Source organism: Proteus sp. G4380, from assembly GCF_963885725.1.
Lineage (GTDB): Bacteria > Pseudomonadota > Gammaproteobacteria > Enterobacterales > Enterobacteriaceae > Proteus > Proteus mirabilis.
In genome coordinates, this window is sequence record NZ_CAWPAV010000200.1 from 1 (window position 1) to 5,477 (window position 5,477).

Genomic DNA, 5,477 nt, shown 5'->3' on the forward strand with positions numbered 1-5,477 from the left:
CGTATAATTCCGCGATAGAAAAGTTATTTTTCTATTGCACAAACATAGTTTATAAATAAATTAGTGTGTTATATGAGATGGTTTTCCTTTTTATATAAGATGCTTATTGTATTAAATTAAATATTTATGGTGATGGTGAATTTATGTTAAAGAAAATGATGGGATTTATGTTTCTTGCGGTGGCAATGATGACATTATCTGCATGTGGTGATAAACAAGACGAAGCAGGAAAAGCCGCGGTTGAATTTATTGAAGCTGTCGCTTCCGGTGATGGTGATAAGGCTGTGTCATTAATGTATTTTGGTGATTTAGAAAAAGATCCAATGGCAGAGCAAATTACCGGCAAATTTAAAATGATCGTTGCCGAAGCGGGCAAAAAAATTAAAGAGCAAGGTGGCTTGGGTAAGGTTGAAGTAGCAAAAGTTGAATACAGCGAAGATAAAAATAAAGCCGTTGTCACACTCAAAACAGTGTTGAAAAATGGTGAAGAAAAAACAGAAAATCAAAATATGATCAAAGTTGATGGCAAATGGAAAGTTGAAGTTAAGTGATAATACGCTTTACTCTTGCATTAACTTTATACTTAGCGAGCACATTGACTGTGCTCGCTTTGCCTTATCAGTTAAAAAGTGGTGATCTGGTTTTTCGCGATGGTGATGAAGTTATTAGCGACATAATAAAGCAAGTTGATAACAGCGGGTTCAGCCACGTAGGAATGTTGTGGATAACTGAGCAAGGTATACAGGTTGTTCACTCAACACCCAGTGAACATGCTGATAGTAAAGATGGTGTTACTATCGATAGTTTGGATTTCTTTATCAGTCGTGCTAAGCCTAATTCTGTACGCTTTTACCAAGTGCGTGGAAGTGAACAAGCACGACAACAAGCGTTAGAAGCTGTTTTAAATCGAGTAGGGGAAAACTTCAGTATTCAGCAAGATAAAGGTGTTTATTGTACAGAGCTGGTGGCTGATGCATGGTTAAAAGCAGGAGTTTCTATTTCAACGGGCACACGTACATTACATATGCCGTTTATTTCTGAAAGAGCACTTATTTTTCCTGATAATATTATCCATTCCGAAAATGTTATTTTGATTGAATAAAATAAGGATAAAAGCCTTCTTCCCAAAGAATAAGTATAAATAAACCGCAAAATTTGGAAAGAAGGTTATCTTAACGGTATGGACGACAGTGAACGGCTTTAGCCTTTTCCACCTTGAAATGAAGGATAAAGTGTCATACCGCCATCAATGAAAATAGTTTGTCCAGTAATATAAGTAGATTGCTCCGATGCTAACCAAGCAGCAACATTAGCCACTGCTTCAGGCTCTGCGGCATATTTCATTGGGATCATCTCTTCTAATTCTTTGCGTAACGCATCATCTTGCATTTTTTCTTTATTTATTGGGGTATTAATAGCACCAGGGCCAATGGCGTTAATACGAATACCATAGTGTGCATATTCAAGAGCCAGTGATTGCGTTAACATTCTCACGCCACCTTTACTGGCAGCGTAACTAGCAAAAGTCGGCCATGGGATCACTTCATGAACTGAAGACATATTAATAATATTGCCTTTGATCTTATTCTCAACGAAATATTTCAATGCGGAGCGAGCCGTTAGAAAATAACTGGTTAAATTTATATCAATAATTTTACGCCAATCTTCTAAATTCACTGCATGGGAAGGGGTTTGTGTCTCAATTCCCGCATTATTGATCAGAAGATCGAGCTGACCAAAGTGGTCAATCGCTTTATAAATAAAGTTATGAGCAATTTTTTCATCACTAATGTCACCGCCAAAAATAATCGCTTTACCTTTACCATGTTTATTTAAGCTATCGGCTAATGCTTGAGCTTCATTTTCATCAGAGTGATAGTTGATAACAACGTTCATTCCTTCTTGAGCTAATCTCGTCACTACTGCTGCACCAATTCCTCGTGACGAACCTGTTACTACAGCAACTTTTCCTTGAAGATCGTGATACATACTACCTCCCATGTGCAATATCGTTATGTAAACAGCGACTGAGGATTAAGATATTTATCATTATTTAAGTATAAATACCCATAGAGTGACATTATTAGCGTTGTCACCCTATTAAGGATAGATGAACAATCATCATGGAGTGTTAAATAACGAAAAAAATTGAGAGAAAATGAATAATAAATATAAACATTTTTTTCTAGTGCTATCTTGATAATACAGGTAGTATGTTAAAAATTATTTCTTTTGTTATTTTTGAGTTATTAGGTTGTGGTTATGTAATACGCATTAAGGCACTGAAGATAAATAGTGCAAATACAGATAAATATACTCACTGAATTTTAATATAAATTTAGTAGGGTTCCTGTTACTTAATGAGTATAACACAATGAATAATCAATCAAAAAAATATGACAGAACATATCACTATCCTTTTTCACCAGGCACAACAAGCGATGATCGTATTAATGCCAATTGGTGGCAAGATATCTGCAAAATAAAGCATCTTATTCATACTGAAAAATTAGATGGTGAAAATAATTGCTTAAATCGAATGGGGGTTTTTGCTCGCTCTCATGCGACTCCGACACAATCTGCATGGACAGTACAACTACGCCAGCGTTGGCAATCCATCAGAAATGATTTAGGTAATTTAGATATTTTTGGTGAAAATCTTTATGCCATTCATTCTATTGAATACCAACATTTGGAAGAGTATTTCTATGTTTTTGCCATACGTTGTCAGGATAAATGGCTAAGTTGGGAAGAAGTGCAATTTTATGCCACTTTATTTGATTTACCCACCGTACCGGAAATCTCGCTACCAAAATCGGAAAATAAAATAGAGTTTGAAAAGAATATTATTTTACACGCACAAAAGCATAGCTCTTTTCAATCACGAGATGTGTTAACCAAGAAACCAAGTGCGATGGAAGGCATTGTCACACGAGATGCTCAAGCATTTTCATTAGATGAATTTTCACATCGGGTGTTTAAATATGTGAGAAAAGATCATGTTAAAACAGATGTGCATTGGAAACGTAATTGGAAAAGAGCGCCACTGATTTGGGAAAAAACACAGGAGTCTCATGATGCTTCATAAAAAATTACATAGCGAAATGTCATGGGAACAACTTGGTGAGTACTATAATGAAATTAGTGATATGTCCGGTGTTCGACAAGATCCGATCCACCATGCTGAAGGTGATGTAGCTATTCATACACAACAGGTGATCCACGCTATAAAATCACTCCCTGAATACCAAGAGCTGTCAGAAAGAGAGCAACAAATTCTATGGATTGCAGCACTTTTACATGATGTAGAAAAACGTTCAACTACCCGTGAAGAGAATGGGCGAATTATTTCGCCAGGCCATGCTCGTAAAGGAGAATTAACGACAAGACGTTTTTTATATGAAAAAGTGCCGGTTAGCTTTATTGATAGAGAACAGATTGCGGCATTAGTACGCTATCACGGATTACCTTTATGGTTAATGGATAAGCCCGATCCTAAAAAAGCCTTATTAGCGGCTTCGTTAAGAGTAGATTGCTATTTATTGGCATTGCTGGCTAAGGCGGATGTTCTGGGACGAAGCTGTGAAGATAAGCCCGCTTTATTGGATAAAATAGCGTTATTTACACTTTACTGTGAAGAATTAAATTGTTGGAGAACACCCGCACGATTTATTTCTGATGGCGCTCGATTTCACTATTTTCATAGTGAAAATAGTGTCGATCCTCACTATGAACCTTATCCTGAGCAAGGAAGTGAAGTTATTGTGCTTTGTGGACTACCGGGAATGGGCAAAGATAGTTATATTCGCCAATATTGTGCAGATATGCCTGTAGTAAGTTTAGATGTATTACGTCAGCAGCATAATATAAAACCAGATGATCGTGATGCGAATGGATGGATTGCACAACTTGCCAAAGAGCAAGCGAGAATATATTTAAGAGAGCATAAGCCTTTTGTTTGGAATGCAACAAATATTACTAAACAAATGCGTAATCAACTTATTGCTCTGTTTTATCGTTATCAAGCTAAAGTGACATTGGTATATATTGAAGTCCCTTATTTGCAATGGAAAAAACAAAACAGCGCAAGAAAGGAAGCGGTTCCCGATAAAGTGATGGAAAGAATGTTGAGCAAACTGGAAGTCCCAACACCAGAAGAAGCGCTTAATGTGATTTATTGGGTTGATGGGGAAGCTCAAAATTTGATTTAAGGCTAGTTATATTAAGGTCATACAACTAAAAAAAGGGCTATTTTACTTACCATAAAATAGCCCTTAATTATTTATAACAGGTGAAACAACGTATTATGATTACTTCTTAACGTGATGAATAATATCAAAATAAACAGTATTATCCCCTTCAGTTGGGTAAATACGATAGGTATACTCATCATTATTGATGGTGATATTTTCTACATCACGAGTAAATAGTGTTTTTCCTTGTGCATCTTTGGCAACTAATGTACGCGTTTTTCCATCATTAGACATTGACCAATCCCCTTGCATTTTTTGTTTACCTTCAGGGGTAAACATAATAAAAGTGCCATTAGGATAATATTCTGCTAGGCCAAAATAATTACTGACTTGTGGATTATTAGCGTCAACTTTATTGCCTTTCTCGTCAATGGCTTGCGTGGTAACCCAAACTTTTTCTACCATGACTTTTTCATAATCATTGAGATCTTTTTGTGCTTGAGTTACGCCCTGAACTTGTTGTGTTGTGCTGGTGCTTTCAGCGGCAAAAAGAGAAGCACTAACACTTAATAATGAAATAGCAATAAGTGATTTTATTTTCATAGGTATATCCTTATGTCTTTACGTTGTGTATTTATCAGATTATTGGTGCTCAATTTATATTTATAATCTTAGACACTAAGTTTAAACATCGCTAGAAAATAAATGTGTCGGAATATGTCTGATAAATAGGTTGTTTTACAATCTATTTAGGTATTAGATATTTTAGAACACATTGTTGCTGATTTTATCTTCTTGAATTTTGTGATTTTTAGTTTTTATATCTAAGTTTTTATTTTTTGTTGGAGTTATATTTTGTATCAGTGAGTTGCTGTTAGTGCTTTAGTATTCTCAGCTATTTACAAAATAAGCCAAAGATTGACGAGTAAAAAAATAAATCAATAAATAAAGCAAGATTTTTACTTACTTTGCCTACTTAAAATAGGTTATTTATACTTAGTTTGTTCAATGACTGTTGTTATTAATGTTATCTACCTCACAAAATGAGACAATAAAAACTGCTTCTATTTTAATCATTGTATCTGTATTTCTAATTATAAGTTGACATGATTAATTTACATTATCATTGGCTATACATTTTAATGGTAAGAAGAATTGTACTAATTTATGAACTATAAAAATGGAAGATTAATTTATTTTAAGCTTTGCTCGATTCACTAAAATAGTTGATTATTTAAACATAGTGATGATTATTTTTATTTTTGATTATTCTAGTAACTCTAA

6 protein-coding genes are annotated in these 5,477 nt (G+C 34.7%); 4 read left to right on the forward strand and 2 right to left on the reverse strand.

Annotated features, from left to right (window positions below; all coding sequences use genetic code 11):
- Positions 1-143 precede the first annotated feature (143 nt).
- Positions 144-551, forward strand: a complete 408-nt coding sequence (locus AACU98_RS17360) for a DUF4878 domain-containing protein (protein ID WP_004243305.1) — start codon at positions 144-146, stop codon at positions 549-551.
- Positions 548-1,102, forward strand: coding sequence for a YiiX/YebB-like N1pC/P60 family cysteine hydrolase (locus tag AACU98_RS17365; RefSeq protein ID WP_004243303.1), 555 nt, complete (start codon positions 548-550; stop codon positions 1,100-1,102). Before AACU98_RS17360 ends, AACU98_RS17365 begins: the two co-directional genes overlap by 4 nt.
- Positions 1,103-1,200: 98 nt before the next feature.
- Here AACU98_RS17365 and AACU98_RS17370 read toward each other — a convergent pair whose 3' ends face one another.
- Positions 1,201-1,989: a glucose 1-dehydrogenase gene (locus AACU98_RS17370; protein WP_004248258.1), complete on the reverse strand. Its 789-nt coding sequence runs from the start codon at positions 1,987-1,989 to the stop codon at positions 1,201-1,203.
- 385 nt (positions 1,990-2,374) lie between these two features.
- On the opposite strand from AACU98_RS17370, the gene AACU98_RS17375 reads away from it, so the two are divergent.
- Positions 2,375-3,088 carry an RNA ligase family protein gene (locus tag AACU98_RS17375; protein WP_004243300.1) on the forward strand — a complete coding sequence of 238 codons (714 nt, stop codon included), beginning with the start codon at positions 2,375-2,377 and terminating at the stop codon, positions 3,086-3,088.
- Positions 3,075-4,211, forward strand: a complete 1,137-nt coding sequence (locus AACU98_RS17380) for an AAA family ATPase (RefSeq protein WP_161735269.1) — start codon at positions 3,075-3,077, stop codon at positions 4,209-4,211. The genes AACU98_RS17375 and AACU98_RS17380 overlap by 14 nt, the downstream gene beginning before the upstream one ends.
- A 99-nt stretch (positions 4,212-4,310) precedes the next feature.
- Here the strand turns inward: AACU98_RS17380 and AACU98_RS17385 are convergent, their stop codons facing one another.
- On the reverse strand, positions 4,311-4,796 hold the full coding sequence (locus AACU98_RS17385; RefSeq protein WP_004243298.1) for a DUF4822 domain-containing protein: 486 nt from the start codon (positions 4,794-4,796) through the stop codon (positions 4,311-4,313).
- Between the last annotated feature and the right edge of the window lie 681 nt (positions 4,797-5,477).

Excerpts from the sequence above, each read along its gene's own strand:
- AACU98_RS17385 (WP_004243298.1), bottom strand. The coding sequence starts at position 4,796 with ATGAAAATAAAATCACTTATTGCTATTTCATTATTAAGTGTTAGTGCT.
- AACU98_RS17360 (WP_004243305.1), top strand. The coding sequence starts at position 144 with ATGTTAAAGAAAATGATGGGATTTATGTTTCTTGCGGTGGCAATGATG.
- AACU98_RS17370 (WP_004248258.1), bottom strand. The coding sequence starts at position 1,989 with ATGTATCACGATCTTCAAGGAAAAGTTGCTGTAGTAACAGGTTCGTCA.
- AACU98_RS17380 (WP_161735269.1), top strand. The coding sequence starts at position 3,075 with ATGATGCTTCATAAAAAATTACATAGCGAAATGTCATGGGAACAACTT.
- AACU98_RS17375 (WP_004243300.1), top strand. The coding sequence starts at position 2,375 with ATGAATAATCAATCAAAAAAATATGACAGAACATATCACTATCCTTTT.